Source organism: Streptomyces sp. NPDC051211, from assembly GCF_040689505.1.
Classification (GTDB): Bacteria; Actinomycetota; Actinomycetes; order Streptomycetales; family Streptomycetaceae; genus Streptomyces.
The window spans coordinates 553953-579107 of sequence record NZ_JBFBAV010000001.1 but is presented as its reverse complement, the minus strand read 5'-3'; the positions used below and the strand labels follow the sequence as shown (position 1 = coordinate 579107).

At 69.0% G+C, this 25155-nt stretch carries 25 protein-coding genes and 1 tRNA gene; 9 read left to right on the top strand and 17 right to left on the bottom strand.

What is annotated here, in order from left to right; translation table 11 throughout:
• Positions 1–284 precede the first annotated feature (284 nt).
• Positions 285–1169: a hypothetical protein gene (locus AB0447_RS02770; RefSeq protein ID WP_366474604.1), complete on the top strand. Its 885-nt coding sequence runs from the start codon at positions 285–287 to the stop codon at positions 1167–1169.
• 54 nt (positions 1170–1223) lie between these two features.
• Here the strand turns inward: AB0447_RS02770 and AB0447_RS02765 are convergent, their stop codons facing one another.
• The 6 genes from AB0447_RS02765 to AB0447_RS02740 all read right to left on the bottom strand — a co-directional run bounded on the left by AB0447_RS02765 (position 1224) and on the right by AB0447_RS02740 (position 7021).
• On the bottom strand, positions 1224–2267 hold the full coding sequence (locus AB0447_RS02765; RefSeq protein WP_366474603.1) for a serine hydrolase domain-containing protein: 1044 nt from the start codon (positions 2265–2267) through the stop codon (positions 1224–1226).
• A gap of 87 nt (positions 2268–2354) precedes the next feature.
• Positions 2355–3452, bottom strand: coding sequence for a glycosyltransferase family 4 protein (locus AB0447_RS02760; protein ID WP_366474602.1), 1098 nt, complete (start codon positions 3450–3452; stop codon positions 2355–2357).
• A complete protein-coding gene (locus AB0447_RS02755) occupies positions 3449–3985 on the bottom strand; it encodes a deoxycytidine triphosphate deaminase (protein WP_365595527.1) in 537 nt (178 codons plus the stop codon). The genes AB0447_RS02760 and AB0447_RS02755 overlap by 4 nt, the downstream gene beginning before the upstream one ends.
• On the bottom strand, positions 3982–4518 hold the full coding sequence (gene dcd / locus AB0447_RS02750; RefSeq protein ID WP_366474601.1) for a dCTP deaminase: 537 nt from the start codon (positions 4516–4518) through the stop codon (positions 3982–3984). The genes AB0447_RS02755 and dcd (AB0447_RS02750) overlap by 4 nt, the downstream gene beginning before the upstream one ends.
• The gene (locus AB0447_RS02745; RefSeq protein WP_366474600.1) at positions 4515–5744 is read right to left on the bottom strand and encodes a metallophosphoesterase; all 1230 of its coding nucleotides are present in this window, start codon (positions 5742–5744) and stop codon (positions 4515–4517) included. The genes dcd (AB0447_RS02750) and AB0447_RS02745 overlap by 4 nt, the downstream gene beginning before the upstream one ends.
• Complete coding sequence (locus tag AB0447_RS02740) at positions 5741–7021, bottom strand: UDP-N-acetylglucosamine 1-carboxyvinyltransferase (protein WP_366474677.1); 1281 nt, start codon at positions 7019–7021, stop codon at positions 5741–5743. The genes AB0447_RS02745 and AB0447_RS02740 overlap by 4 nt, the downstream gene beginning before the upstream one ends.
• A gap of 214 nt (positions 7022–7235) precedes the next feature.
• Between AB0447_RS02740 and AB0447_RS02735 the strand changes: the two genes are divergently transcribed.
• Positions 7236–8510 carry a helix-turn-helix domain-containing protein gene (locus AB0447_RS02735; RefSeq protein ID WP_366474599.1) on the top strand — a complete coding sequence of 425 codons (1275 nt, stop codon included), beginning with the start codon at positions 7236–7238 and terminating at the stop codon, positions 8508–8510.
• The gene (locus tag AB0447_RS02730; RefSeq protein WP_366474598.1) at positions 8507–9061 is read left to right on the top strand and encodes a flavoprotein; all 555 of its coding nucleotides are present in this window, start codon (positions 8507–8509) and stop codon (positions 9059–9061) included. The genes AB0447_RS02735 and AB0447_RS02730 overlap by 4 nt, the downstream gene beginning before the upstream one ends.
• A gap of 48 nt (positions 9062–9109) precedes the next feature.
• Here AB0447_RS02730 and AB0447_RS02725 read toward each other — a convergent pair whose 3' ends face one another.
• Together AB0447_RS02725 and AB0447_RS02720 are read right to left on the bottom strand one after the other, a co-directional pair.
• On the bottom strand, positions 9110–10279 hold the full coding sequence (locus AB0447_RS02725) for an XRE family transcriptional regulator (protein ID WP_008741438.1): 1170 nt from the start codon (positions 10277–10279) through the stop codon (positions 9110–9112).
• Complete coding sequence (locus AB0447_RS02720; RefSeq protein WP_366474597.1) at positions 10266–11060, bottom strand: hypothetical protein; 795 nt, start codon at positions 11058–11060, stop codon at positions 10266–10268. Before AB0447_RS02720 ends, AB0447_RS02725 begins: the two co-directional genes overlap by 14 nt.
• Before the next feature lie 248 nt (positions 11061–11308).
• Between AB0447_RS02720 and AB0447_RS02715 the strand changes: the two genes are divergently transcribed.
• A complete protein-coding gene (locus tag AB0447_RS02715; protein ID WP_366474596.1) occupies positions 11309–11746 on the top strand; it encodes an NUDIX domain-containing protein in 438 nt (145 codons plus the stop codon).
• 64 nt (positions 11747–11810) lie between these two features.
• On the opposite strand, the gene AB0447_RS02710 is transcribed toward AB0447_RS02715, so the two are convergent.
• The 5 genes from AB0447_RS02710 to AB0447_RS02690 all read right to left on the bottom strand — a co-directional run bounded on the left by AB0447_RS02710 (position 11811) and on the right by AB0447_RS02690 (position 17525).
• The gene (locus AB0447_RS02710) at positions 11811–12191 is read right to left on the bottom strand and encodes a hypothetical protein (protein WP_366474595.1); all 381 of its coding nucleotides are present in this window, start codon (positions 12189–12191) and stop codon (positions 11811–11813) included.
• Between the two features lie 214 nt (positions 12192–12405).
• Positions 12406–14097, bottom strand: a complete 1692-nt coding sequence (locus AB0447_RS02705) for a relaxase/mobilization nuclease domain-containing protein (RefSeq protein WP_366474594.1) — start codon at positions 14095–14097, stop codon at positions 12406–12408.
• Positions 14094–14564 carry a plasmid mobilization relaxosome protein MobC gene (mobC, locus tag AB0447_RS02700; protein WP_366474592.1) on the bottom strand — a complete coding sequence of 157 codons (471 nt, stop codon included), beginning with the start codon at positions 14562–14564 and terminating at the stop codon, positions 14094–14096. Before mobC ends, AB0447_RS02705 begins: the two co-directional genes overlap by 4 nt.
• A gap of 381 nt (positions 14565–14945) precedes the next feature.
• Positions 14946–15779, bottom strand: coding sequence for a DUF2637 domain-containing protein (locus tag AB0447_RS02695; RefSeq protein ID WP_366474591.1), 834 nt, complete (start codon positions 15777–15779; stop codon positions 14946–14948).
• Positions 15780–16016: 237 nt separating this feature from the next.
• On the bottom strand, positions 16017–17525 hold the full coding sequence (locus AB0447_RS02690) for a DnaB-like helicase N-terminal domain-containing protein (RefSeq protein WP_366474590.1): 1509 nt from the start codon (positions 17523–17525) through the stop codon (positions 16017–16019).
• Between the two features lie 308 nt (positions 17526–17833).
• Here AB0447_RS02690 and AB0447_RS02685 point away from each other — a divergent pair, with 308 nt between their 5' ends.
• From AB0447_RS02685 to AB0447_RS02675, 3 genes are all read left to right on the top strand, one after another.
• On the top strand, positions 17834–18325 hold the full coding sequence (locus AB0447_RS02685; protein WP_366474589.1) for a helix-turn-helix transcriptional regulator: 492 nt from the start codon (positions 17834–17836) through the stop codon (positions 18323–18325).
• Positions 18326–18526: 201 nt separating this feature from the next.
• Positions 18527–18745 (top strand): excisionase family DNA-binding protein, encoded by a 219-nt coding sequence (locus tag AB0447_RS02680; protein WP_037793234.1) that lies wholly within the window; start codon positions 18527–18529, stop codon positions 18743–18745.
• Positions 18745–19902: a tyrosine-type recombinase/integrase gene (locus AB0447_RS02675; protein ID WP_366474588.1), complete on the top strand. Its 1158-nt coding sequence runs from the start codon at positions 18745–18747 to the stop codon at positions 19900–19902. The genes AB0447_RS02680 and AB0447_RS02675 overlap by 1 nt, the downstream gene beginning before the upstream one ends.
• A 166-nt stretch (positions 19903–20068) precedes the next feature.
• Here AB0447_RS02675 and AB0447_RS02670 read toward each other — a convergent pair whose 3' ends face one another.
• The 3 genes from AB0447_RS02670 to AB0447_RS02660 form a co-directional block, all read right to left on the bottom strand.
• A complete protein-coding gene (locus tag AB0447_RS02670; RefSeq protein WP_366474587.1) occupies positions 20069–20983 on the bottom strand; it encodes a hypothetical protein in 915 nt (304 codons plus the stop codon).
• Positions 20976–21728, bottom strand: a complete 753-nt coding sequence (locus AB0447_RS02665) for a restriction endonuclease (RefSeq protein ID WP_366474586.1) — start codon at positions 21726–21728, stop codon at positions 20976–20978. Before AB0447_RS02665 ends, AB0447_RS02670 begins: the two co-directional genes overlap by 8 nt.
• 752 nt (positions 21729–22480) lie before the next feature.
• Positions 22481–22551, bottom strand: a tRNA-Gly gene (locus AB0447_RS02660).
• 467 nt (positions 22552–23018) lie between these two features.
• Here AB0447_RS02660 and dcd (AB0447_RS02655) point away from each other — a divergent pair.
• Positions 23019–23609 carry a dCTP deaminase gene (gene dcd / locus AB0447_RS02655; RefSeq protein ID WP_366474585.1) on the top strand — a complete coding sequence of 197 codons (591 nt, stop codon included), beginning with the start codon at positions 23019–23021 and terminating at the stop codon, positions 23607–23609.
• Positions 23602–24102 carry a phosphoribosyltransferase gene (locus tag AB0447_RS02650; RefSeq protein WP_366474584.1) on the top strand — a complete coding sequence of 167 codons (501 nt, stop codon included), beginning with the start codon at positions 23602–23604 and terminating at the stop codon, positions 24100–24102. Before dcd (AB0447_RS02655) ends, AB0447_RS02650 begins: the two co-directional genes overlap by 8 nt.
• 64 nt (positions 24103–24166) lie before the next feature.
• Here the strand turns inward: AB0447_RS02650 and AB0447_RS02645 are convergent, their stop codons facing one another.
• On the bottom strand, positions 24167–25081 hold the full coding sequence (locus AB0447_RS02645; RefSeq protein WP_366474583.1) for a Yip1 family protein: 915 nt from the start codon (positions 25079–25081) through the stop codon (positions 24167–24169).
• Positions 25082–25155 lie beyond the last annotated feature (74 nt).

Genomic DNA, 25155 nt, shown 5'->3' with positions numbered 1-25155 from the left:
GGCTCTGGGCATGCCTAGGGCTTCTGAGCTGTGAGAACCCTCATGCGGCTGCCCTGTGTCGACAGCCCCCGACGTGCCCTTGTTCATTGCGGTTTACCGCCACTACTGGCACCTTGTGGCACACCGGGTGTCGACTGCAAGGAGCTTCCGCGTATCCGCCTGCGGCCCATGCTGTGGAGATCGGCGTTTAAGCGGTTGCCGCCCGAGAAGGCGGTCTGCGATCCTGCAAGGCTCTGTTCGGCTACTCGGTAGGGGCGTAGATGGTTGACTGGCACCTTGGCTACGTGACCAGGGATTCTGGAAACAAGATGGTGGCCTGGGATCTGGGTGGAGAAGCGGTTTCCATCGACCTTGTCGAATCTCACCAAGCCCACCTTGCTGTGCTGGTGGAGGCTCTAGAAAAGTCTCCCTATGCTCAGCTGGTATCGCAATATGCAAAGTTCTCTGAAGGCCTTGATGGGGTGCATCGTGGTGCACTTTCTTCCTTTTCTTCCAAGGAAGAGGTGGATCGCCTGCCCGCCCTCCTCGATTCCTTCCTTTCGGCCTTTCGGGCGTTTGTCGACCATACGTGCAAATGGCTTTCGGGTCGATATGGCAATGTCGTCTTGAGTGAATTTAATGCCAAGCTGTCCCGCGAGTACGACTCCGAATTTGCCTATCGCTTCATGTATAAGCTTCGAAATTACAGTCAGCACTGCGGGTTGCCGCCTATATCGGGTCGTGTTCGACGGTGGATCGATCCGGGTGGCGTAAAGCGGCAAGAGGTTTCTGTAACTTTCGACGCGAGGGAGCTCCTGAGTAAGTACGACAGCTGGGGTCAGCCGGTGAAGGCTGAGCTCCAGAGGATTGGAGGACAGTTCTCGGTGGCGGAGATTGCCGCTCGGCTGATGTCATCCTGTTCTATCGTTCACGCTGAGCTACTTTGTGTCATAGCTCCCCATTTGCAGGAGTCAGCGGACTTCCTGATCGAATGCGATCGAAGCCCGGAAGGGTCGGAATTTGTTCCGGCCCTGTTCGGAATCAGCCCCGATGAATGGCGTGACCCGCAAGCGTCAAGAGATATTCAGTTCCGATTCATTCGGCCCGAACTGGCTCACCTTCTGACGCTCTCTTTGCGGGAGGCGGAGCGGGTATTGTCCTTTTCTCGCGATTCTGGTGATCCGACCTGAAAGGCCACCTGGAGATGCGCTCTTTGCTTGACGTGCTGTGACGTCTTCGGTCTCTCAAGCCAGGGCCCTGGTGTACGCCGCGGCGCGGAATGCGTTGCGGATTGCCGTGAGGGGCTCGCGGTCGCGGTTGTAGCGGAGCTTGTTGGTGAGGAGGGCTGCCCAGTGGCCCTGGCTGGGGCTGATCCACATGCCGGTGCCGGTGAAGCCGTAGTGGACCCAAATGTCCTCGGCGGGGTCGGTGCCGGGGGCGGGGTGCCAGAAGAGGCCGCGGGCGGGGGTGAGGTAGCCGGTGTGGAGGCGGAGGGAGTCCTTGATCCAGGTGGGGCCGAAGGCGGCCTGGGTGGGGGCGAGCATGTGGCGGAGGAAGAGGGCGAGGTCGTCGAGGACGGAGAAGGTGCCGGCGATGCCGCAGACGCCTCCGAGGAGGCGTGCAGAGAAGTCGTGGGCGGTGCCCTTGAGGTGGGTCCCGGTGGTCTCGTCCCACTCCGTGGGGGCACAGCGGTCGGCCTCGGTGCTGGGGAGGGGGCCGAAGTATGTGCGGGTCATGTCCAGGGGGCGCCAGATCCGGTCGGTGGCGAGCTGGTCCAGGGGCTGGCCCGCGAGGTGCTCGGCGAGGTAGCCGAGGATGAGGGCGGCTCGGTCGGTGTACTCGACGGCTTCGCCGGGCGGGCGGTGGAGGGCCTCGTGGAGGACCCCGTCGCGGATGTCCTGGGGGTCGGTGCCGTAGAGGTTCTTGAGGTTGGCACGCAGGGGCAGCCCGGCGGTGTGGGTGAGCAGGTGATGGGTCGTGGCCTCGGCCAGGGGGTGACCCGCGACTTCGTCCCAGAAGGCGCCCAGGGGAGCGTGCAGCTGGAGTTTCCCCTCTTCCACGAGGGTGCCGATCGTTGACCAGACGGCAAGGATCTTGGTGAGGCTGGCCACGTCGAAGACGGTGTCCAGCCGCATCGGCTGGTCCGGCTTAGTGGGGTCGAGGAGGCCGACGGCTCCGCTGGCCTGGATGCCGTCGGTGTCCCCGACTGCCCACACCGCGCCGGGGTAGACCTCATCGCGCACTCCGGTCCGCAGGAGGTCTTCGATCTGGTCGCTGGTGTGGCTCATGGTCTCCCGATCGTCGTGGGCCGCGGGTGGTCCACCGGCCAGGTTAGTGACGCGATCGGGGCAGTGCCTGCTGCGCCACAGGCGGGGTCAGGCGAGCCGTCGGCCGAGGTCGGAGATGGCTGCGACGGTGGTGCTGAGGGGGAAGCGGGCGGCGTTGGTGCGGCCGGATGCCCGGAGCATCTCCAGCAGGCCGGGGGTCGTGCGCAGGCGGTGGAGATCGTGGGCTGCGGTGGTGGCGTTGGTGAAGTCGGTTGCCAGGCCGCTGCCGGAGAGGGCTTCGCTGAGTCCGGGGACGGGTTGGTAGAGGACAGGGAGTCCGCAGGCCTGGGCTTCGAGCGCGACGAGCCCCATGGCCTCCAGGGTGGTGGAGGGCACGGCAAGGACGTCGTGGTCGGCGAAGACCTTCCAGAGCTGTTGCCGGCGGAACCAGCCGAGGTACCGGACGTGGACGCCATGCTGGCGGATGACCGGCGTGAGGTCGTGGAACTGGGCGCGCGGGGCGGCGATGCTCAGCTCGACCGAGGGTGTGGCCGAGATGGCTTGCAGGAGGGGTTCGAGCCCCTTCTCGGAGCTGAGGCGCCCGGCGAAGAGCACTCGCAGATGGCTGGCGGGGCGCCGCGCGGGGCGGGGTGGTGGGCTGGTCAGGAGGTGGTCGGGGATGCCCCAAGGGATTTTCTCGATCTTGCGCCTGTCCGTCTTGGGAGTGAGCTTGAGCAGGCGGTCGGCCATTGCACCGGTGGGGACGACGATCGCGTCGGCCTCGGAGGCGGCCTCGCGCAGGACGCGTAGCTGGGTGCTGTGGTTCTCGGCGTACAGCAGGTCGGTTCCGTGGACGAATGCGATCCGCGGGTGGGCGGGCAGCGCCCGCAGGAGAGCGGGGGTGGCGCCGAAGGCGAGGTGGTGCAGGTGCAGGATGCCGATCTGATGCGGGTCGATGGCGGTCGTCATGGCGTGGCGCAGGTTCGTGATGTAGCGGCTGAAGGCGGGGCCGCTGATGGACTTGCCCGGAGCGTGGAGGAGCTCGAGGCCGGCGGGCGTGCGGGGTCGGGGACCGTCGGGAGCGAGCATGAAGGCACGGGCGGGGATGGCGGGTTGTGCGCCGGTGTAGAGGTCGAGGAAGAGTTCGACGCTGCCGCCGGGGCTGGGGTACGGCAGGTCGAGGGCGGTGGCGACGAGGGCGTTCATCGACGGCCTCCGGGGTTCTCCTCGTAGAGGCGCGACGTCTCGATGCCTTCGCTGGATCGGTACTTGAGACCGTGTTGCTGGTAGCTGGCCGGGGAGCCGTGGGTGCGGAGGAAAACGAGCTTGCCGAAGGTCATGCCGGGCCGGACGCGTACGGGCCGGGTGGCTCGGATTTCCAGGGTCCAGCGGATCGCGTGGCCCTGGTGCCCGAGCGGCGCCGATACGTGGACCCAGATGCCGAGGGATCCCGTGGTCCGGTCGCCGTTGAGGAGCTGGGCATAGGTCTCGGAGCCTGTGCGCTCCAGGGTGTGGCCGAGGTAGAGGTGGCCAGGCTCCAGTACGTATCCGTCGTCGGGGAGGGCGAGTTCGCGGAAGGCGGTGGGAGCGGCGGCGTCGAGGTCTCCCTCGCAGACGCGGAGGGTGCTTCCCAGCCGCCAGTCGTACGCGTTGGGGGAGAGGCGCCTCGGGTCGTACGGGTCGATGGCGAGGTGGCCCGCTGCGTGGGCGGCGGCGATGGCCGGTCCGGTCAGGATCACGACGCCGCCTCCGACGCGTCGAGGTCGCGCCAGTAGGCGGAGGACTGGGGACCGGAGGCCGCCTGGTACTTGCCCGCGTACAGGTCCACCGCGCCTTCGGAGACGAAGAACATGATCTGCCCGATCTTCATCCCGGCGTAGACACGGACGGGGCGGGTCGGGGTGAGCATCAGCGTCCACTGCCCGTGGAAACCGATGTCCCCGATCGGTGCGGTGATCTCGACGAAGAGGCCGAGGCGGCCCACGGAGGAACGGCCGAACAGCAGCGGGACGAAGCAGTCGGAGCCCACCTCCTCCTGGGTGTGCCCCAGGTACAGCTCGCCGGGCTGCAGCGTGTACCCGTCGTCACCGATCTGGATGCGGCGCGTGGGGTTGGGGCGATGGGAGTCCAGGACCTCCTCCGCGTAGGTGAGAAGGACCGGTCCGAGGCGGACGTTGTAGCTGTTCGGGTTGACCTGGGAGGGCAGGAACGGATCGATGCGCAACCGCCCGTCCTGTGACGCGGAGGTGATCTCGGGGCCCGTCAGGATCATTGGTCGTCTCCGTCTGTCAGCGTGCTCCGAATCGCCGAGCCGAGACCGAGGCCGGCGGGGTGGGTGCGGCCGTCGAGGCAGCTGTCGGCCAGGTAGTCGGTGGTCAGCACGCTCGTCAGCCCGGACGGAAGGGGGTTGGGCGAGGTGACGAGTGGGCCGACCCGTTCGGCGAGGTGGGCGACGAGGGCCTCGGGATCGTGGCGGTGGGCCTGCGCGACGCGGGCCTCGACCAGGGTGTTCGCGAACGGCTCGATGGCCAGCAGGTCGCCCGTGGTCAGGATCTCGCCCAGCAGCGTCGTGCGAACGGTGGTCTCGTTCAGGATGACCGCCTCCCTACCCAGTCCGCTGTGGAGCCGGTCGGCGACGTCTTGAAGGAGGGCCCGGCGGTCGAGCTGGTGGTTCCGGTATGGATTCGCGATCCGTCCGAGGGGTTCTGCCAGCTGGGCTTCGACCGTGGCCATTCGGTCCCGCAAGGAGGCCAGCTCGAGCGGCAGGTCCGGTGCTACGGCCTCGACGGAGTCCGGGAACAGAGCGGTACGTCCGACCCAGCCGACGGGACTGGGCTCCGCGATGGCGTAGCCGACGGCGAGCTCACGGCCCTTGAGGACGACGGTGTTGCCGACGCGGGCAGGGCCCGTGTGCCGGCTGTGGCAGTGGCCCGCGAAGATCACGTCCAGGAAGGGGCAGGCTTCGGCGAGCTTGAGGTCTTCCTCGAATCCGGAGTGACTGAGGAGCACCCAGGAGTCGACCTCGTGGTGGTGCGCGAGCATCAGTTCGCGCAGCGCTTGCACCGGGTCGGTCGCCCGGTGCCCAGACCTCTGGCCGACGGGGATCGAGTCGAACACCTGGAGACCGATCACACCGGTGACGGCCGTACGCCGACCTGCGACCTCCACGACGCGCAGGCGCCGGAAGAGGGAGTTGCCGCTCGCAGTGTCGACCGTGTTCGCGCACACGGTCCGGCGCTGGAGCACCGGCTCGAAGTAGTGTGGCCAGCCGTGGTTCCCCGGCGCGATGACGTCGTACAGGCCGAGCAAGATCTCCCGTTCCAGGGCACCCTGGCCAAGCCGGTAGTAGCCGGTGCCCTCGAAGAAATCACCGCAGTCGACCAGGAGATTGTCCGCTCGCGACTGGTGAAGGTGGCCGAGCAGCAGGTCGCCCGCGCCGAGGGCGGAGTGGACGTCGGTGGTGGCCATGATCTGGCGCACCGAACGGCTCGCGGTCATGGGGTGACCTCGCAGATGTCGGCGCCGAGGTGGAGGAGCTTGCCGGGCAGGTCGGCGTGGCCTCGGCGGAGCTGGTCGACGCCGCCGAGGGTGGTGATCCCGCGGGCGGTCAGAGCGGCGACCATCAGGGCGGATCCGGTGCGGATGTCCGTGGCCTCGACCCCGGCCCCGGTCAGGCGCTGCGGCCCGGTCAGCCGGCACTCGGTGGGCGAGATCTCCTCGATCTCGGCGCCGAGCCTGGCCAGCTGAGGAAGCAGGTTGCCGTGTCGGCCGGGGTTGATCGAGTCGGCGAACAGGTGCGTGCCGGGCTGGCTCAGGGCGAGGGCCATCAGCGGGGGCTCGAAGTCCGCGTCCAGGCCGCCCGGCGACAAAGTGGCGATGGCCCGCAAGGGCTGACCTGTCGGCCGGGCGTTTCCGCCGTCAACGAGGAGAGCCTCCCCTCGGACCGATGTGGGGATGCCCAGACGCTGGAGGGCAGCCTGCAACGGCACGAGGTCGCGCCCGCGGATGCCCTCGATCCGCGCGTTGCCCCCGGTGGCGGCCACGGCACAGGCCAGGGTCCCTGCCTCGATCTTGTCGCCCGGCACGCGCCAGGTGGGGATCTCGGCGGGGACCACCGACATCCTGAGGTCGAGGACCTGCTCACTGACCCGGGCCTCCCAACCCGCCGACCCCAGGGCGTCCAACACGGCGAGGACTTCCGGCGACAGGTTCGGCAGACCCAGGCGCAAGGCCCGGCCGGCGACGACCGCACGGAGAACGGCGGCGATCGTCGCGCCGCGCGACCGGAAGGGCAGCGCGAGGGAGACCACGCCGGTGCACCGTTCCCCCGCCTCGACGATGTAACCGGCGTCCTGGACGGTCACCCGGTCACCGAACGCCTCGTACACCTTGAAGTGCAGCTCCATCCCGCGCTCCCCGATCCGGCAGCCACCGGGCCAGGGCAGCCGGGCGCTGCCCTGTAGGGCGAGGAGGGCGGGCACCAGGTAGTAGGAGGCCCGGATGCCCGCGGCACGGCCCAGATCGGGAGCAGTGGGTGCGGTCTCCGGTCCCATGACCAGGAGGCTGCCCTGCTGTCCGACGGCCTGGGCGACATGCCAGCCGGCCCCTTGGAGCAGTGCCAGCATGGACTGGACGTCGGCGCTGGCCGGGACGTTGTCCAGCTGGACCGTCCGTCGCACGGTCGCCGCGGCGGCCAGCATGGGCAGGGCGGCGTTCTTGGAACCGTCGACGGTGACGGAGCCGGACAGAGGGCTCCCCGGGCGTACGGCGATCACCTCGGGGTTCGATGCAGAGGCTTGGGTGAGTGCCACGGTCAACTCCTCCTGGAGGGGTGCGGTTCCACCAGGCAACCGGTTCGGGGACGGGCTCCGCGATGTCCTGTGCGGGCGCTGCATCGCTTATGCACGTTGTGCATGGCGGGCAAGTTCCCTGCCGTTAGGCTCGGTTGAGCAGGCAGGATCGGTCTCGGCAGAAGGGGCCGTGGCGCAGATGGCCGACACACAGGGCGAGGCACACCGAATCGGTGAGCTGCTCCGCCAAGCGCGGGTCTTACGGGGCCGCTCACAGGCGGACGTGGCCGCCGATCTCGGGTACCACCAATCGAAGATCAGCCGCCTGGAGGGCGGGCGCGGAACCGAGGACATCCGAGTCCTCCGTGAAGTCGCCCGCGTCCTGCGGATCCCGCCGGCCCACCTCGGGCTGGCGGAGACCGCCCTGGAAGCCGAGCCCGACGATCCGGAGACCGAGGACATGCTGCGCCGCCGTACCCTGCTTGCCGCCAGTGTCACCATGCTCGCTACCCCCGTACCCGCGGCAGCGCATCCGGCCCTGGTCCAGGCTCTGCTTCCCGGCGCACTGCCGGCTTCGACGACCGAGTCACCCTCCGCGGAACAGCTTCGGCAGCGAGCCATGAACGTGCGGCGGCTGCTGACCACATGCGACTACGCGGAGCTGGAGCGAACGCTTCCCGGCCTGATCACGGATCTGCGCCAAGCGGCCCGCAGCTCTCGGCAGCCGGAGGAGGTGTCCCGCTTCCTGGCCACCGCCTACCAGACCTCGGCCAGCCTCTTCCTCAAGCGGGGAGACGCGGGCACGGCGTGGCTCGCCGTCGGCCGGGCCATGGCCGAAGCGGAGCGCTTCGGTGACCCGCTCGTCCTCGCCGCCAGCGTTCGGCTCCAGGCGCACGTCCTGGTGCGTGAGCAGCACGCTCGCCAGGCGGTCACGCTGATCCAGCACACCGCTTCCCAGCTCACCGGCTCGTACGACCGCCGCTCTCCGCACCATCTCGCCGTCCTCGGCCTGCTCCTGCTTCGCGGAGTCACGGCCGCGAGCCGCGCCGGCGACCGAGCCGCGACCAGCGAGTTCGTCGCCGAAGCGAAAGAGGTCGCGCAGTACGTCGCTCTGGACCAGCCGGACGTCTGGGCCAACTTCAGCCCGACCAACGTCACGCTGCACCAGATCAGCGCCGCCGTGTCCTTCGGTGACGCCGGTATCGCCCTCGACGCGGCGCGCCCGCTCATGCGCCGCCATATCCCGGTACCCGAGCGCCGAGCCGCCCTCTGGATCGAGACCGCCCGGGCCTACGCCCAGCAGGGCCGTCTCGCCGACGGCTATCAGGCCCTGCGGATCGCCGAGACCTGCGCCGCCCAGGACGTGCGCCGTCCTGCCGTCCGCGAACTGGTCGCCGACATGGCCGCCCGGGACCGCCGTCGTACGCTGCCAGAGCTCCACCACTTCAGCCGCCGACTGGGAGTACCCGCGTGACCGAGCCGCAGCGCAAGCCCTTCCTGTACGTCGTCGTGTGCGCGGCCGGGGTGGCTGACGATGTCGGCAGACTGATCAGTGCCGCACAGGAGCGGGGCTGGGACGTGGGTGTGGTCGCCACACCTCAGGGGCTCGGCTTCCTGGACGCTGCGGCTGTCGAGGCCCAGACCGGGTACCCGATCCGCTCGGCGTGGCGCTCACCCGGCGAGGCAAGGCCGTTCCCGCCGGCCGACGCCATCGCCGTCGCACCGGCCACCTTCAACACGGTCAACAAGTGGGCAGCCGGTTTCGCGGACAACCTCGCCCTCGGCATCCTGTGCGAGGCCACCGGCATGGGAGTCCCGACCGTGGTCCTTCCGTACGTGAACAGCGCCCTCGCCGCCCACCGGGCGTACCTGAGAAGCCTGGCCGAGCTCCGCGAGATGGGCGTCCTGGTCAGCAGCTACCAGCCCCACCCTCCCAAGTCCGGCGGAGGCGCCGACCGCTTCCCCTGGCTGGAGGCGCTCGAACTCCTGGCCCCAGCAATCCATGCCGACGTCGAACGTCCTTGAAGCGCGGCGCAGTCTGGGAGAACCGTGCCGATGCTCGGAGGCTTCGGGCTACTGAACGAGGTGGAGGACGGGCCGTTGCTCCTGGACGCCGAGGAGATCTCGAACCCGCTTGTTCGTCCAGGCCAGTTCATGCGCCAGCTCGGACACCGAGAGATTCGTTTCCTTGGACGCCAGGTCGAAGGCCTGACCGAGCAGCGAGGGCTGCTCGCCGGAGAAGTTCGAGACCGATTCCGGCGTGAAGCCGGGCTGGCCATCGAGCGCGCGCAGGCGCTGGTACGTCCTGCTGGCGGTGGCGTCGGAAATCAGTCCCAGCTCACGGCATCGGTAGACGAGCGACTGGAGGGAGACCCCCCAGACACCTCGCAGCTCAGCCAGCCGAGCGATATCCATCCGCCTGGGCAACAGGGGCAGGATGCTGGACTGAGGCGTCAGGAACTCGGCCGCGAAGGCATCGGCCTCCTTCTCCTGGCGGCTGTCACCGGTGGCGTCGCCGTGAAGGACGAGGTGGCCCAATTCGTGGGCGGCGGTGAACCGGTGGCGGTAGATGTCGTCCGCCCGGTTAGCGGTCAGAACGACGAGCGGTCGCGCGGCCCGGGTGGAGAAGGCGTCCACGCTCGCAGCGGAAGGATCACTGGCAGGCGGCATCACCACCACGATGCCGTGCGACTCCATCCGCCTCACCAGGTGTGTGACAGGGCCGTCGCCGAGACCCCAGCGCTTGCGGAGCTCGCGGGCGGCGGACGCGGGATCGGTGGACAGCTCCTCGCCAGGGTGGACCTCCCCGCCGGCGAAGCCGGGCAGATCCACGAGGGGCAACTGGATCCGCTGTTCCAGCGCGTAGGTGAGCTCCCAGACCTGCTCGGCGAAGGCGAGAGCGCGCTCTCGCTGGGACTTCGGCGTACTGCGCAGGCTTCGGAAGTGCGCCATGGAGGCGTCGAGCCGGTTGGCCGGCCTTCCCAGCAGGAAGAACGTCACCGGGACTCCGAGGATCTCCGCGAGACGGGGAATCAGGTCAGGCCGTGGCTTGGAGACCCCCGTCTCGTACTGACCCACCGCGGCAGGCGTCACTCCGAGCTGCGTCGCCACGTCCTTCTTCGTCATCTCCGCCAACCGGCGGGCTTGAGTCAGCCGGGTGGGATCGAAGCCGTCGGAGATGGCACGCGGCGTGGCGCCTCGTTCTTCCGTACCGGGAATCAGGTCTTGCTTAGTGAGTCGCATCGTCTTCGCTGGTCTGGTCCTCGACGGGTTCTGCCTCGGTCTGAGCGGGCAGGTGCAGGGCCCGATCCGAGGCGGTACGAGAGGACAGCGTAAGGGTGGGTTCGGTTCCGTCGGCGAAGCTGGTGTGCGCCGTGATCTGGCCCGGGATGATGATCGGCCGCGACGTGTACGAGGTGACCGCCTGCGGCAGGTGGAGCGCCTCGGGGTCGGTGGTCCACTCCAGCTGCCGGTTGACCCCGAGAGCGGCGATGCCCCAGTACGCCTCCAGCAGTTCGGAGGCGTTGCAGGCGAAGGGCACCAGGATCAGCTGGGTGTCCGGCGGGATCGTGGCCAGGGCGCCACGCGGTTCAGCGACTGTGACGGCCGCCCCGAAGTCGAGGTCGAACGGGTCTTGGGTGTGCTTCGGCGTCGGCGCGAAGGTGAAGAGTTCCTTCACCAGTCGCGTCTCGTTGGGGATGTGCGCGCTGCGTACGTCGGACTTGGTCTTGGCGTACCGGAACGGGTAGAGCAGTCCGTTGCCGATGAGCATCAGCTCGTAGGGGAACCCGAAGGGCTGGACCGCACGGGCGCCCGGCAGGTCCTTGAGTTCGTCCTGGAGCCGCTCGTACTGGTTCTCGTACCGGCTGGTGCCGTAGGCGCGAGTGGTGCGGGCTGCGCCTTGTTCCTGTGCGGCCTGTGCGTTGGCCTGCATGTTACGAAGGCCCTGTCCGACGCCGAGGCGTACAGCTGCGGCCTGATCGCCGAACACGTCGGTCGCCCACGGCGACGGAGGCACACTCATGCGGACGACTCCTAGGGTCGGACTACGCATCGAAGCATTCCAGTGCGGCCCTGACTTTAGTTGATGTCGAACTTTTTGCACAACTGCTTCTGTGTTCGGCGTGTTCGACCTCAGGGGTCCATCGCCGGGCGAGCTCTGTCTCGTGCCCCCGGCGTCGCTGAATGTCGTTCATCACTGGGTAGTCCGTCCACGTCGATGGTGGCAGCCTGCTGCACGGAGACCGTCAACAAGCAAGGAGACAGACCGACATGATCGAACGAGTCCGAGCCGCCCTCATCACCGCGGACGACACAATGCTGGTCATCCGCCGTACCAAGCCCGGCGTCCCGGAGTACTGGGTGCTGCCCGGCGGTGGGGTCGAGGCCAGCGACGAGTCCCGGGAGGCCGCCCTCCATCGGGAGGTCCACGAGGAGATCGCGGGGAAGGCCGACATCGTCCGCCTCTTGCACACGATGGAGTCCGACGACGAGCGTCAGTTCTTCTACCTCGCCCGCGTCGCGACGTGGTCCTTCGAGGACCGCACCGGCCCCGAGTTCAGCGCCGAGGGACGCGGCGAGTACGCGCTGGAGGAGATCCCGCTGACCGTGGAGGGGCTGGACGGTATCGACCTCAAGCCCGAGGAGATCACCCACGTCCTACGGGGCGCTATCGGCGCCGGCACGCTCGGGGCCGGGGTCGTGGCTTAGCCGTACGACATGCGGACATGCCACCGGGGCCAACGCTGAGATGTGTTGGCCCCGGTGGCATTGGTCAGAAGATGTACGGGGCGAAGGAGCGGGGGCGCTCGATCATGAGGCCAAGCAGCCGATCGAGTTCGGTCCTTTCGTCTTCGGTCATGAGCTCGACGGCATTGCCGAGGTTCTTCGTGGTCAGCTGCTCCATGAACGGGGCGAGGAACCGCTGGAGGGTTTGCGGGGCTTCCTCCAGGGTCCGCTTGTATTCCATGTAGCGGGTGTGCTGGGCCGCGAACTCCTCGAACTCGTAGCGGGTGGCGTCGAGGGCGGTGGCCTGCTCCTCCTTGGTGAAGGGGCGCCCGTCTATGTGGGACCAGGTCCTGGTGTCGCGTCGGTATCGGAAGTTCGAGTCGCAGAGGAGGGCGACGACGTGGGGTCGGATTGCGGTTTCGGGCATGCGAGTACTCCTCGGAAGTGTGCGGAAGGGCGATGTTTTAAGTGTCTGGAGAATCCCCGGTTTGGCTGACCGGGGATCGTCGGCTATGTTGCGCCGCGCTTTCACCGGGCAGGGCGAGTGCCGCTGCCCGGTGGGGATGCCTTCAATGCTCCGGAGAATCCCGGAATTCGGTAATCCCGGATCATCGGATATGGGGCGTCCGCGATCGGCTGTCTCAGCGTCGGTGGGCGCCGTCAGCGGGAGCCATTTGCATGGTGATCGGGGTTGCCGGGACGCTGCGAGCGCGGACGGTCCGGAGGCGTGCGGCCTCGGGATCGGCGGGTAGCTGCGCGAGGCGGCGGAGCCGCCATACGAGGACGTCGCTGATCGAGGTCGCGCTGCCCAACTCCCTGCTCCCGGTGGCTGCGGTGAGCAGATCGGAGGGGTTGTGGCCGGCGGCCTGGGCGTCGGTGAGGGTGGCGGCCAGGGCCGGCCAGCCGGGCTCCGCCAGGACCTGCTCGGCCAGGTCAGGGATCGCGTGGCGCAGGGCCGCCACATGCTGGTGCTCCAGGGACCGGGACATGCGTCGTCCGCGCTGCTGGAGCACGGCCATGGGCTGGGCTGCAGCCGCTTGGTAGGCGGCACGGAGGTGCTCCGCGGCCTGGAGGGCGGCGACTGCCTGCTGGGCGTGGCCCTTCTTCGCGTGCCAGGCGGAGGCTGCCGTGGCGAGGAAGAACGTCATGTCGATCAGCATCGCGGTGGTGGCGCAGTCTTCCCCTCGGCCGAGGGCTGGACCGCTGTGGACCAGGTCGCGGGCGGCCTGGCGCAGGGCGCGGTCTTGGCCGCGTCCGGCGCGTATGTGGGAGCGCCCTACCCGCTCGAACGCCGTTGCCGCTTCTCGCAGCTGGTGGCGGGTGTGGACGGCCGAGGTCTTCGCCAAGGCGTCGAGGACTTCGCCGGCGGCGGCGAGCTGGGCGGCCACAGTCCCGTCGTCGCCGCGATCGATGAGGAGGACGGCCTGCCAGACGGCTCCGGTGGCGTGCCGACGGGCGGACGCCGGAGTACTCGTCTGAGCTGCGGTGGGCCGGGTCGGCGAGCCCGTCCAGCGTTCGCGGAGGCGGGGCAGGGAGAGGTCGGGCGCAAGCTTCGACCCCGAGTAGTGGACCGGTGCTCCGTCCTTGTTGCGGTCCTCGGGCAGGGCGACGGTGTAACCGAGGGTGTCGCCGGAGGGGGCGGTCCGGCGCTTGATGAGGAGTCCGGCGGCGGCGAGGCCGTCGAAGAACTCCGCCTCCGAGGCGGTGCCGGCGGCGGCTCGGCGGACGGTCTCGCGTAGTTCCTCGCGGGCGGTACGGTCCCGGCCACGGCGCTTGGCCTTGTGCTGTTCGGCGCTGGTGGGGCGCTTGGCGGCGGTGCCGTCGCCGGGCGCCACGAGATGCAGGCCGTAGTCGGCCTCGATGCGGCGGCATTCGTTCTGGGCGCGTTTGCCGGAGCGGTGGTGGTCGGGCTTGCGGCCGTCTTCGCGTACGAGGGTGGCGATGAGGTGGATGTGGTCGTCGGCGTGGCGGATGGCCGCCCAGCGGCATCCCGCGCCGTCGCCGGGGTCGATGCCGGTGGCGGCGATGACGCGGCGGGCGATGTCTGCCCACTCGGCCTCGGTGAGGGTGCGGTCGCCGGGGGCGCTGCGGACGGAGGCGTGCCAGACGTGCTTGTCGGGGCGGGTGTCCTCGGGGAGGAGGTGGAGGGGTTCGTCGAGAAGCTGTTGGAGGTCCGCCTCGGTGGTGCCGGGGTCGCGGCCGGGGTCAGGGGCGAGGCCGTCGAAAGAGGCGACCAGGTGCGGGTCGATGTGTTCCTCGCTTCGGCCGGAACCGTAGAGGTAGGCGAGCAGGCCGGCGGTGCTCCTGCCCTGCGGATGGATGGAGGGGATCAAACGGTCTGGGCTCCTTCGGGGTTGGTCATGTGGCTGGTGACGCGGTGGATGTCCTGGGCGGCGCGTAGGACGGCGGCGATGGTGTCGTCGAGCTCTTCGGGGGCGGTGCCGCTGTTCAGGGCCTTGGCCACCTGGTTGAGGTTGTTGCCGACGAAGGCGACCTCGCGGCGCAGCCGGAACAGGGCGATGAGGACGTCCTGCTCGGTGGCGATGACGGCAGCGGTCCGGTTCAGGTCGCGGGCAGCGGCCAGCGTGCTGTGGGCGATGAAGCCGGCCTCGCTCATGCCGACGGCCTTGGCGCCGGCCTTGGCGAGTGCGCGCTCTGCTTCGCTGAGGCGGACGCTGACCGGAGATCGCTGCTCGGCGGCGCGGGTACGGGGCTTGCCCCGGTGCTTGCCAGGCTCCGGTCCGCCCTCGGCCGCAGCCTCCCCGTCCCGTGCCCCCTGGCGCGGGACGGGACCCGCCACCCCCGGGGCGGGCTCCGGTTCGGACGCACCCCCGACGGGGGAGTGTCCGAACCTCCAACTTGCTGCGCTGTCGGCTGGGGAAGGGGTCCTCTGTTGGTCAGTGGGGGTGGGGGCGCTCTGGTCGTGCATGTGCTGCTCCTCTGCGTGGTGTTCCGTGTGGATCGGGGCGGCGCTTGGGTGTGCGAGGTGGGGCCGGTGGGTGCCGGAGTACAGGCGCGCGGATGTCCGGCGGTGGCTGTCCTCAGGGCCCTGGGGCGGGTACCGCCGGTTGCGCGGTACCCGCCAGAACTCGGGCCTACGGCCTGGTCCGGCCCTGGTCGCGGCTGGCGCAAGAGGCGACCACGGCTCTCCGGTACTGCGCTGACCTGCGGGGATTACCGCTCACTCAGTGATCTCGTATTGCGCGGGGTCGAACAGCGGCTCTGCCTTGAGGGCGGCCATGACCTGGGTGAGGCGCTTGTCGCTGACGGTATGGCCGTCGGCCCGGATGGCTGCGGCGACGGTTTCGCGCGTCCGCTTCCCGTCGACCTGCCTGCCGATGGCGATCAGCTGGTCCACCTCGGCGGAAGCCGGGCGGCCGACTCGGCGGGAGGGAGTCCGGCCGGCGGGTTCGTGCACGGGAGGAGCACCTCCCTGGTCCCCGGTGCTTGCCTGCGGCGCGGTGCTCGGCGGGACTGCCTCCGGTGCGGGTGGGGCCGATGCCTCCGGCCGGGTCGTGTACGCCGGCAGCCCCGCGCCGGACTCGGCAGGTTCCTCCCTCCGGGCCCTGCGCGTGATGAGGATGTGGAGATGGACCGCGCCGGCGAGGGCGAGCGGGGCGATCGTGGAGAGGATGCCGACCGTGGTGTCTCCGAGGCGTAGGCCGCTGTCGTTGCCGGTCTGCTGGTTGAGGCGGATGGCGTGGAGGGAGTTGGCCCAGATGCTCGCGGTGGTCGCGGTGCCGAAGAGCGTCCACACGTAGAGGCGGGCGCGGAAGGGCGCTTCGTGGAGGACGAGCAGCGCGCGGACGCCGTAGGCGATGAAACCGTCTATGACGAGCGGGAAGAGGTACGTCAGCAGCCCGCGCACGTGGATGGCGACGGCCATCTGCTGGAGGGCGTCGTAGGAGAGGGCGCATCCGGCTGCGCCGAGGGCGAGTACGGCGGCGCGGTCCCAGCCGGTCGCCTGGTGCGTGGTGGTGGGGAGGGTGGCGGTGGTCAAGCGGGAGTGCTCCATGGGTGGTTGGGATGGGGTCGTTCACGGCGTTCACGGAGGGGGCGTACACGCGAGCCCCCTTCTAAAGGGGGGCTCGCGCGTGAACGCTCTGGCACGTGTACGGCGTGTACGGGTGCGTGATCGTCTGACCAGCGGTTTTGTGTGAAGCGTGTACGTCGGCGAGACCGTGTGGGCGGGGGCGTGCCCCGAGGGCACGTGTACGCCCCCGTGCACGGTTCGCAGGCCCCGACCGCAGGGCTAGGAGACGGCGCCGATGTGCCTGACGGAGGCGCGATAGCGGGCCTGCTGGCCGCCTCCGCTGCCGCCTGCGGCGCCTTCGGCCTTGACCGCGAGTCCGGTCTTGACGAGGCGGTCCAGGGTGCGGCGGGCCTTCTCGGTGGCGGCGCGGTCGGGGTTGTTCTCGCCGCTCTGGATGAGGGCGAGTTCGCGGACGGTCAGTCCATTGGGGCGTCCCCGGAGGATCTCGACGGGATCCAGCGCGGGGTCGACCCTGGTGGTGCCGCGCTCGTGGTCGTGGATGACCTGGAGCGGGCCTATCTCCCCGGTGGGGGTCTTGAGGTGGTGGAGCGTGACGGCGAGGTCGCCGGCCTCTCCGCCCACGTACAGGACGCTGCCCGCGCCAGAGACGACGTGGGTGGAGCCGTAGACCCGGTCCAGGGTGGGCTTCTGGGCGCGCGGAGTGCCCTCGCCGGCCTTGCGCTGATGGTGCAGTTCGAGGACCTCGACCCCGTCGCGCATGGCCCGCTGGCGGGCGTTGTTGTAGGCGACGCCGAGGGCGTCGTCGACCAGGGTGCTCACCGCGTCCTTCAGGCTGTCGATCACGATCGTGTCCGCCCCATGCGCCTTGGCGAGGTCGAGCAGGAGGTCGGGCTCCTTGTCGAACGTCGCGGGCAGCGGGCCCTGCCAGACAGCCAGTCCGTCGCGCAGCCGCGACTCGTGCTCGGGCTGGATGCGGCGGGCCAGGGCGCGGGCGATCTGCTTGTACCGGTCCAGTGCCAGGTACAGCACCCGCTTGCCCGGGGCGACCGGCATGTCCAGGACGCTGTCGGCCAGGCCCAGGCGCGCGAAGACCACTTGGTGCGCGAGAGTCGTCTTGCCGACGCCGGGGGCGCCGACGATCATCAAGCTCTCCCCAGAGGACCAGGCGGTCTGCTCGCGCGTGCCCCACAGCGGCTCGGTATCGGCACCGGATTCGGTGACGAAGCTCCACCCGTCGGTGATGAACCGGGACAGCCGCCCCTGACCTGACGCCAGGGCGCGTTCGCCCTCGGCGCGGACCTCGGCCGCGACCTCGCTGCGGATCGAGTCCGGGTCGGCGCCCGGCTCCATGGTCCGCTGCACGGTGCGCATGCCGGAGGCGCGCAGGCGCCGCAGGTCCGCCTTCCTCCGCACGATGCCGGCGTAGTGGACCGCACCGCTGACCGCGGGAGTGGCGTCAGCGAGCCGGTGGATGTAGGCCACACCGCCAACGCGTTCCAGGTCGCCCTGCTCACGCAGCCGGTCGCCGAGCACGATCGGGTCGGTCGGCTTGTCCTCGCTGCGCAGGGCCAGGATCGCCCGCCACACCGTCTCGTGCGCGGGGCGGTAGAAGTCCGGCCCTTCAAGGAGGTTGCGGACCGCGTCGACGATGTCGGCGCTGAACATGCAGGCGCCGAGGACGGCGGCCTCCGCGTCCGAGTCGTACGGCGGCACCGTGGTCATGTCCGTCGCGGCGAGGTGTGGCGGGTTCGGCAGGGGGTCGTCCATACTGGACAAGAAGCTCCTCTACGTGCGGGCCACATGGGACGGCAATCCCGGCCTCGCAGGTCAGTCGTTCAGGGATGGGCGGCGTGAGGTTTGCGCTTTGGGCCCCTCGGTGTTGGACCACCGGGGGGCTTTTTGCATGTCTGGGTACGGGGTCGCGGGCTCCAGGGGATCGCTGCGGTCTTCTGGGGGTGATCCAACTGTACCACACACTATGCGGTTGGCAGAGATCTATGCGAATCGCAGAGGATGATGTATGGTTTTGGCATGCCGCAAAACCGTGGCCGACACAGCGACAGAAGGGAGGGGTGATGCCGCAGGAAGAGAGCGATGCCCCCGAGGGGGTGCTGCTCAGCGGCGAGGAGAACGCCGCCGTGCGGATCAAGCTGGAGCGGGAGAAGCGCGGTTGGAGCACCACCGCGCTGTCCGACCTGCTCAACGAAGCGGGCTTCGACATGAACCCGTCCGCGGTCTGGCGCATCGAGAACCGCAAGCGCCGGATCAACCTCGACGAGGCCATCGGCTTCGCCGAGATCTTCGGCGTCCCGCTCAGCAACTTCGTCGGGCCGCCGAGCCTGGCGGCCATGGGCCGCGCCATGGAGCTCATCGACAACGTGGTGGCCACCTATCGGGCCTCCGCGCGCGCCAGCTCCGAAGCCACTCAGGCTCGGGACGAGCTCTCCGCGTACCTGGCCGACCACCCGGAGATCCGCACCGAGGCCGACGCGATGGTCTCCAATGCCATCGCCGCCGAGATGGTGAAGATCAACACGGAGCGGTACGGGCCACCTCCCGGCACGTAGCCGCACCCCTCCCACCCTGCTGCCCTGGGCCCGCAAACCCCCAGTTCGCAGCCGTAGTACCGCCCATCCCATCCCTGAACGACACACCGGCCGGCTCAGGGGGTTGCCGCCCCCGCCCAGCCCGGCCAGAAACCGGAGCACTGCTTGCGCCACCAGGCGATACCCCACACCTCGACCCAGCGCCCGCGTACCGCGAAGGAGGTGACCACCCCCGACACCTTCCTCACCGTGGAGCAGGCCGCCGAACGCCTCGGCACCGGCGTGCGCTTCATCCGGCGCCTTATCCAGGAACGCCGTATCGGCTACGCCAAGTTCGGCAAGCACGTCCGCATCGCCGACAGCGTCCTGTCCGCGTACATCGACGCGAGCACCGTCCCCACCCTCCGCGACGCCCGTTCCCGATTCGGGAAGGCGGCCTGATGGCGGCCCGCAAGCCGCAGCGGCGGCGCGAATTCGGTACCACCCGCCAGCTCCCGTCCGGCCGTTGGCAGGCGCGCTACTGGGCGCCCGACGGCAGTCGGCGCACGGCCCCGGAGACCTTCGCGACGAAGACCGACGCGCAGGACTGGCTCACCCTCACCAAGGCGGACATCCAGCGCAACCACTGGACCGACCCCGACGTGGGCAAGGTCAACTTCGAGGAGTACGCGCTGCGGTGGGTCGACGAGCGCGGGCTCGCCGCCACCACGGACGAGCTGTACCGCCGGCTCCTGCGCATCCACGTCCTCCCCGGCTTCGGTGACCTCGACCTGGACGAGATCACCCCGCCCACCGTGCGCACCTGGCGGGCAGAACGCCTCACCGCCACTGGCGCCACGACGGTCGCCAAGTGCTACCGGCTGCTGAGGGCCATCATGGAGACGGCGGCCGACGACGAGCTGATCCGCCGCAACCCGTGCCGCATCAGGGGCGCGGGAAGCGAACAGGCCAAGGAGCGCCCGACCGCAACCGTCGCCCAGGTCGACGCCCTCGCCGAGGCCATGGGCCCGCGCTGGCGGCTGATGGTCTACTTCTGCGCCTACGGTCCGATGCGCCCGGAGGAGCAGGCAGCCCTGCGCCGGACCTCGGTCACCCTGGACCCCCTCGCGGTGCGGATCACGGAGGCGGCCCCGGAACTGAATACCGGCCGCCGCGTCGAGGGGGACACCAAGTCGGCGGCGGGCGTCCGCACCATCCACCTGCCGGCCTTCCTCTATATGGAGGTCAAGCGGCACCTGGACTGGTTCGCGGAGAAAGAGCCCGAGGGGCTGCTGTTCGTAGGGGAGAAGGGAGCGCCGTTCCGCCGCACGACCTTCGGCCGCAAATGGGCCAAGGCACGAGCGAAGGCCGGCCTGCCGAAGGACTTCCGCTTCTACGACCTGCGCCACACCGGCCACACCCTCTCCACCCAGTCCGGCGCGACTCTCAAGGACACGATGGTCCGCGCCGGCCAGTCCTCGGAGAAGGCCGCGATGATCTACCAGCACTCCGACGACGAACGTCAGCAGGAGGTCGCCGGAGGCATCGATGCGCGGGTGCGAGCTGCTCGCCAGAGAGGCTTCGGGGTTGGCAAGACCAATTCAACGAAGGTGGTCTGACATGGTTGGGCAGGGCGGCCGTTGCGGTCTGCCAGGCGGGCGTCACCACCACACATAGGGCATCACCCCGTCTTCATTCGGTGCTGCAAGGCTGCATCGGCCTTGCAGCACCGAATGAGTCTGGTGACGAGCGTTCTGCCTGCCTTGATGAGCCAGTAGCGGGTGCCTAGCCGAGCCAGTCCATGGCCCTCATTGCAGCGATGACCAATTGCCTCGCATCAGGATGTGTGGGCGTCGTCAACTGATGCGCCATTTTGTTCCGAGCCTTGAAGAGCTCTCCGAGGCCTGACCAGAGAGCCGGATCGTCTTTCTCGAGGGATCGCCCGATCACCACTTCTGCAATCGGACCATAGAGAGCGACAGCGGCGCCGTGCGTCTGTTGGAGTGACCGCACGCTGGGTGTGGACCCTGGAGGACGACGGGACTTGAGCGACTCCTTGGCGTAGGTCTCGGCCGCCACTGCGGCCAGCAGAATCGCAGTCCCTGGCTGGGGGCTGTTGGTCGACTGCGTGAGGTATCTCGCCTGCGAGAGCAGCGCACGTGCAGGCGGCAGCCCGTCGCGCAGTGCGCTCATCGCGATGTCGGCGGTGAGGACAGGCAGCCCTCGGACAATGGGATATCCGGGGTTGAGGGGTTCAGGCACTGTCAGCGGGAGGCCCTGGGTGATGTTTGTTGCCGTGAGGGAGAGCACCTTCGGTATATGACCAACCATGCCCACGCTCGGTTGTTCGACCCGCAGAGCGTCAGACAGGCGTGCAGCGGCGAATCTGATGGCTGCGATGGCAGCCTTCAGCTCTGCCTGGACGATGGGCTCATCAAGGGCGGGAGGAAGCGTGAACACGGTGTGTGCCGTGAAGTGCGTCGGACATAGCGCCACGGGCGCGTCCTCGTCCCCCAACCATCCGTGGTAGCCCTCGGCAGGGAGTCGTCCTTCGAACTTCGGGAACGCGAGTACAACATCGAATGCGCCCACCGTGGTCGTGAGCGGCTGAGATGCCAGGGTGATATCGATGTCGCACATACGGCCGACCGTCAGCTCGCTTGATGCTTGGTAGACGGCCTCGACTCGGATCTCATTCATAGGGAGACGATGTTCCTCTGTCTGATCGATGTTGCGCAGCCGGATATCCCGAGCTCTTGTTTCGGGGCGGTGGGACGGCGCGGAGCAGTTCCCACAGGGGGCGCGAGCCGCTGGCCCACTGGGCGAGGAGGTGGCGGTCGACGAGGTGGAGGCGCTGGGACTTGGCGAAGTCGAGGGCAGGTCCGGAGAAGCGGCCGTTGGTGAGCATCACGAGGACGTCGCCGCCGTGTATCTGGCGGCCGGTGCCGTTGAGGACCTGGAGGTCCGGGGTGCCGACCGCGGAACCGGACCAGCCGGCCTTGCGGTGCTTGCACTGGATGATCCAGCGGCGGCCGTAGGGGTCGGTGGCTTTGACGTCCGCGCCGTTGTCGCCGCGTCCGCCGACCTTCTGGGCGTCGGCGCAGCCGTCGCGGTGCATGAGGTCCCGTACGGCGAACTCGAAGTCGTTGTGGTGGAGACTGTCGAGGTGTTCGACGGCGTAGCGCAGGCCCTGGGCCCGGACCCGGTCCCATCGGGCGGCCTCCTGGCGCCGGCGCAGCCACAGCGCGCCCGCGGCACCGGCTGCGAGGAGGCCGAGCACCAGGACCCAGGGGTGGGCGGCAAGCCACGACATCACCGCCACGATGAGGCTGAGGGCCACGAGGCCGGCCAGGCCGATGAGCCACAGCTCCTCCGAGCCGGTGGTCTTCCGGCGCCGCGCCGTGCTGGTGCGCCTGCGCCTCTTCGCGGGTGGGCGGGGGCTCACCTGCCGCTCACCGTGCTGGGGAAGACGATCGGATAGGAGACCGTCGGTATGGGCTGGGGCGCTGGGCGGTTTTCCCACGCCGGCCACTTGATCGGGTAGACCACCGTCGACTGCGGCCTGGGTAACTCCTGACCCGAGCCTGCTCCGGCCCCCGCAGATGTTGTTCCGTTCCCGAAGACGATCACTCCGGCGACGATCAGGCCGAGCGTCGCCGTCTCCCGCCGAGCCCCGGCAGGGAGCCGGACGTGGCCTTTGACCCGAGTGCCGTCTGCTCGGAAGTAGTCATTGATCCAGGGCACAGCTGTATCCCCCCACCAGTCGCGATGCGCCTCCCTGCGCACCGGATCCATGAAAGCACTCGCCACTGACAACGCGTCACCTACTTGTCACCACTCGTGATCATCTGTCGAATCGGGGCGAGCCTGCCTGCGCTTCGATGGGCAGTGCCGTCGGCGGCATTCGGAGGTGCAGGGGGAGCGTCGCGCGGTCGCCAACTTGGCCGTGCGGGCGGTGTGGTTGAGGGCTGCCTTCAGGGTTGCGAACGGGCGAATCTGGACGCCTGTGTGGCGCGGGTCACATGAAATGCGTCTCGCGATCCGAGGCGATTCCGTGTCCGAGTGGTGCAGGTGGTGCACGGAAGGCCATCCGAGCAGGGTGTTTCTGCGAGTTGGGGCACGCGGAGGGCGCGGAAGGGCCGGAGAGGTCTAGGCAACGACGAAGCCCCAGGTCGCTGACCTGGGGCTTCGTTCACGAGCGGATGACGGGAATCGAACCCGCGCTATAAGCTTGGGAAGCTCATGTTCTACCATTAAACTACATCCGCACGGCGGGCCCTTTGGCTGGTCCCGCAGCGTTGCACACTTTACCCCATGCTCGGCCCCCGGCGAACGCGTCGCGGGGTCGTTGTGTTGTCCGGGTCGCAGGAGCGGGCGTGGGGGCGGGAGTTGGGGCGTACCGTTGGGGTCGGAGCGGCGGCTGGAGTGGGTCCCGATCATCCCCTAATGTGGCGATTCGTCGCAGTAGGGCTTGATGGGGAAAGGGACTCGATGGAGCACACCGTCGTCCGTTGTGCCGAAGGGCATGTTTTCAGCACCGCTACGTTCCCGCTGCAGCAGCTCGGTGCCGGCCGGATCGGGCCCGGGCGGCTCATCCGGTGTCCCCGGTGCGCGCGGCTGCGGCATGCCGTGCCCGTCGGGGCGCTGAAGCGGTAGGGCGGTAGAGCAGGGCGCGCAGGCGCGCGCGGCGGCTCTCGATTGGGGGTGGCCCGCGCGCTCTGCGTATCCTCGGGACGTGCTTCTCTCAGACAAGGACATCCGGGCCGAGATCGACAGCGGACGGGTGCGCATCGACCCGTTCGACGAATCGATGGTGCAGCCCTCCAGCATCGACGTGCGCCTCGACCGGTTCTTCCGGGTGTTCGAGAACCACCGTTACGCACATATCGACCCAGCCATCGAGCAGCCGGATCTGACCAGGATGGTCGAGCCGGAAGGGGACGAGGCGTTCATCCTCCACCCCGGGGAGTTCGTGCTCGCCTCGACGTACGAGGTCATCTCGCTGCCCGAGGACATTGCCTCCAGACTGGAGGGGAAGTCGAGTCTCGGTCGCCTGGGGCTGGTCACGCATTCCACGGCCGGTTTCATCGACCCGGGATTCTCCGGGCACGTGACCCTCGAGCTGTCGAATCTCGCGACGCTCCCGATCAAGCTGTGGCCCGGTATGAAGATCGGGCAGCTCTGCATGTTCCGGCTCAGCTCGCCCGCGGAGTTCCCGTACGGGAGCGAGAAGTACGGCTCGAGGTACCAGGGCCAGCGCGGCCCGACCGCCTCGCGGTCCTTCCAGAACTTCCACCGGACCCAGGTAGGCGACCGGCATGAGTGACGTAGTACGCGAGAACCTCGACTACGAGGGCTTCGGCCGGGCGGTGCGGGAGCTCGCGCAGACCATCGCCGACGACGGCTACGAGCCCGACATCATCCTGAGCATCGCCCGCGGCGGCGTTTTCGTGGCCGGCGGGCTGGCCTATGCCCTCGACTGCAAGAACATCCACCTGGTGAACGTGGAGTTCTACACCGGCGTGGGCACCACCCTGGAAATGCCGGTCATGCTGGCGCCGGTCCCGGACGCGATCGACTTCTCCGACAAGAAGGTGCTCATCGCCGACGATGTCGCCGACACCGGGAAGACGCTCAAGCTGGTCCACGACTTCTGCCTGGGAACCGTCGCGGAGGTCCGCTCCGCCGTCATCTACGAGAAGTCGCACTCGCTCGTGAAGTGCGAGTACGTGTGGAAGAAGACCGACGAGTGGATCAATTTCCCCTGGTCGGTCGAGCCTCCCGTGGTGCAGCGGGAGGGTCAGGTCCTCGACGCCTGACCGGCACAAGGGCATGAGGAAGGGGGCGGCTGCGGGAAATCCGCGGCCGCCCCCCTCTTTTGTGTCAGAACGTGCCGAGCTTGATGATCGACAGCAGGGCGACCAGCTGGATCGCCGACGCGCCCAGCGCCTTCAGCCAGGGCAGGTCGTGCGACTTGGCGATCAGGGTGGTGAAGAGGAAGCCGGCTGCCAGCCAGGTCACCCAGCCCAGGACCTGGACCAGGGTGTGGTCGCCGCCCAGGAACACCGCGAAGAGCAGGCGCGGCGCGTCCGTCAGCGACATGACGAGCATCGACAGGCCGACCGTCGGCTGCCAGGCCCCGTCACCGCCCAGCTGGCGGGCCAGCGTGTGCGTGACGCCGCCCAGGATCAGGCCGCAGATGACGAAGGCCACGCCGGTCGACAGGACGATCGGTACGGCGCTGGCGAGGGTCGCGTTGATCGCGTCCTCGCGGGCCTCGTCCAGGCCGAAGACCGCGAGCAGGCCGTAGAGGAACGTGACGATCAGCGCCGGGCCCCAGACGGCGTGGTCCCGCATGCGCAGGAAGGTCGGGCCGGGCTGCGTCACGATGCCCCGGAGCAGGTCCTTCCAGCCCAGCCGCGGCCCGGCCGGCACCGCCGCCGCCCCGCCGGCGTGGTAGGTCGCGCCCTGGCTGTAGGGGTCCTCGCCGATGGCGAAGGCCTGGGTGTGGCCGGGGTTGTTCGCGTACGACGCCCCGGGCGCGGGACCCGGCCCGGGCTGGTAGCCGTACGCCGGGCCGCCCGGGCCCGGGTGGGCGTGCGGGTCGAAGTACTCCGGCTCGCCGTGCCCCCCGGCCTGCTGCGGCCATGCCTGCTGCGGCGGCGGGGCCGCCTGCGGGTACGGCTGTCCGCCGTACGGCGCCTGCGGGCGCTGCTGCTGACCGTACGGCTGTTGCCGCGGGGGTTGTTGAGGGCCGCGGTTGTTGTCCCGGCCGCGTCCGATCCTGAATCCAGCCACGTGATCGAACGTACCCGGTCCGGCGGGCGCCGGGGGACGGGCGGCCCGAAGACGTCCCCTTTGCGGCTGACCTG

Bases quoted from the DNA above. Each gene is read 5' to 3' on its own strand.
- AB0447_RS02765 (WP_366474603.1), bottom strand. From the start codon at position 2,267: ATGAGCCACACCAGCGACCAGATCGAAGACCTCCTGCGGACCGGAGTG.
- AB0447_RS02760 (WP_366474602.1), bottom strand. From the start codon at position 3,452: ATGAACGCCCTCGTCGCCACCGCCCTCGACCTGCCGTACCCCAGCCCC.
- dcd (WP_366474601.1), bottom strand. From the start codon at position 4,518: ATGATCCTGACGGGCCCCGAGATCACCTCCGCGTCACAGGACGGGCGG.
- AB0447_RS02745 (WP_366474600.1), bottom strand. From the start codon at position 5,744: ATGACCGCGAGCCGTTCGGTGCGCCAGATCATGGCCACCACCGACGTC.
- AB0447_RS02735 (WP_366474599.1), top strand. From the start codon at position 7,236: ATGGCCGACACACAGGGCGAGGCACACCGAATCGGTGAGCTGCTCCGC.
- AB0447_RS02725 (WP_008741438.1), bottom strand. From the start codon at position 10,279: ATGCGACTCACTAAGCAAGACCTGATTCCCGGTACGGAAGAACGAGGC.
- AB0447_RS02720 (WP_366474597.1), bottom strand. From the start codon at position 11,060: ATGAGTGTGCCTCCGTCGCCGTGGGCGACCGACGTGTTCGGCGATCAG.
- AB0447_RS02715 (WP_366474596.1), top strand. From the start codon at position 11,309: ATGATCGAACGAGTCCGAGCCGCCCTCATCACCGCGGACGACACAATG.
- AB0447_RS02710 (WP_366474595.1), bottom strand. From the start codon at position 12,191: ATGCCCGAAACCGCAATCCGACCCCACGTCGTCGCCCTCCTCTGCGAC.
- AB0447_RS02695 (WP_366474591.1), bottom strand. From the start codon at position 15,779: ATGGAGCACTCCCGCTTGACCACCGCCACCCTCCCCACCACCACGCAC.
- AB0447_RS02690 (WP_366474590.1), bottom strand. From the start codon at position 17,525: ATGGACGACCCCCTGCCGAACCCGCCACACCTCGCCGCGACGGACATG.
- AB0447_RS02685 (WP_366474589.1), top strand. From the start codon at position 17,834: ATGCCGCAGGAAGAGAGCGATGCCCCCGAGGGGGTGCTGCTCAGCGGC.
- AB0447_RS02675 (WP_366474588.1), top strand. From the start codon at position 18,745: ATGGCGGCCCGCAAGCCGCAGCGGCGGCGCGAATTCGGTACCACCCGC.
- AB0447_RS02670 (WP_366474587.1), bottom strand. From the start codon at position 20,983: ATGAATGAGATCCGAGTCGAGGCCGTCTACCAAGCATCAAGCGAGCTG.
- AB0447_RS02650 (WP_366474584.1), top strand. From the start codon at position 23,602: ATGAGTGACGTAGTACGCGAGAACCTCGACTACGAGGGCTTCGGCCGG.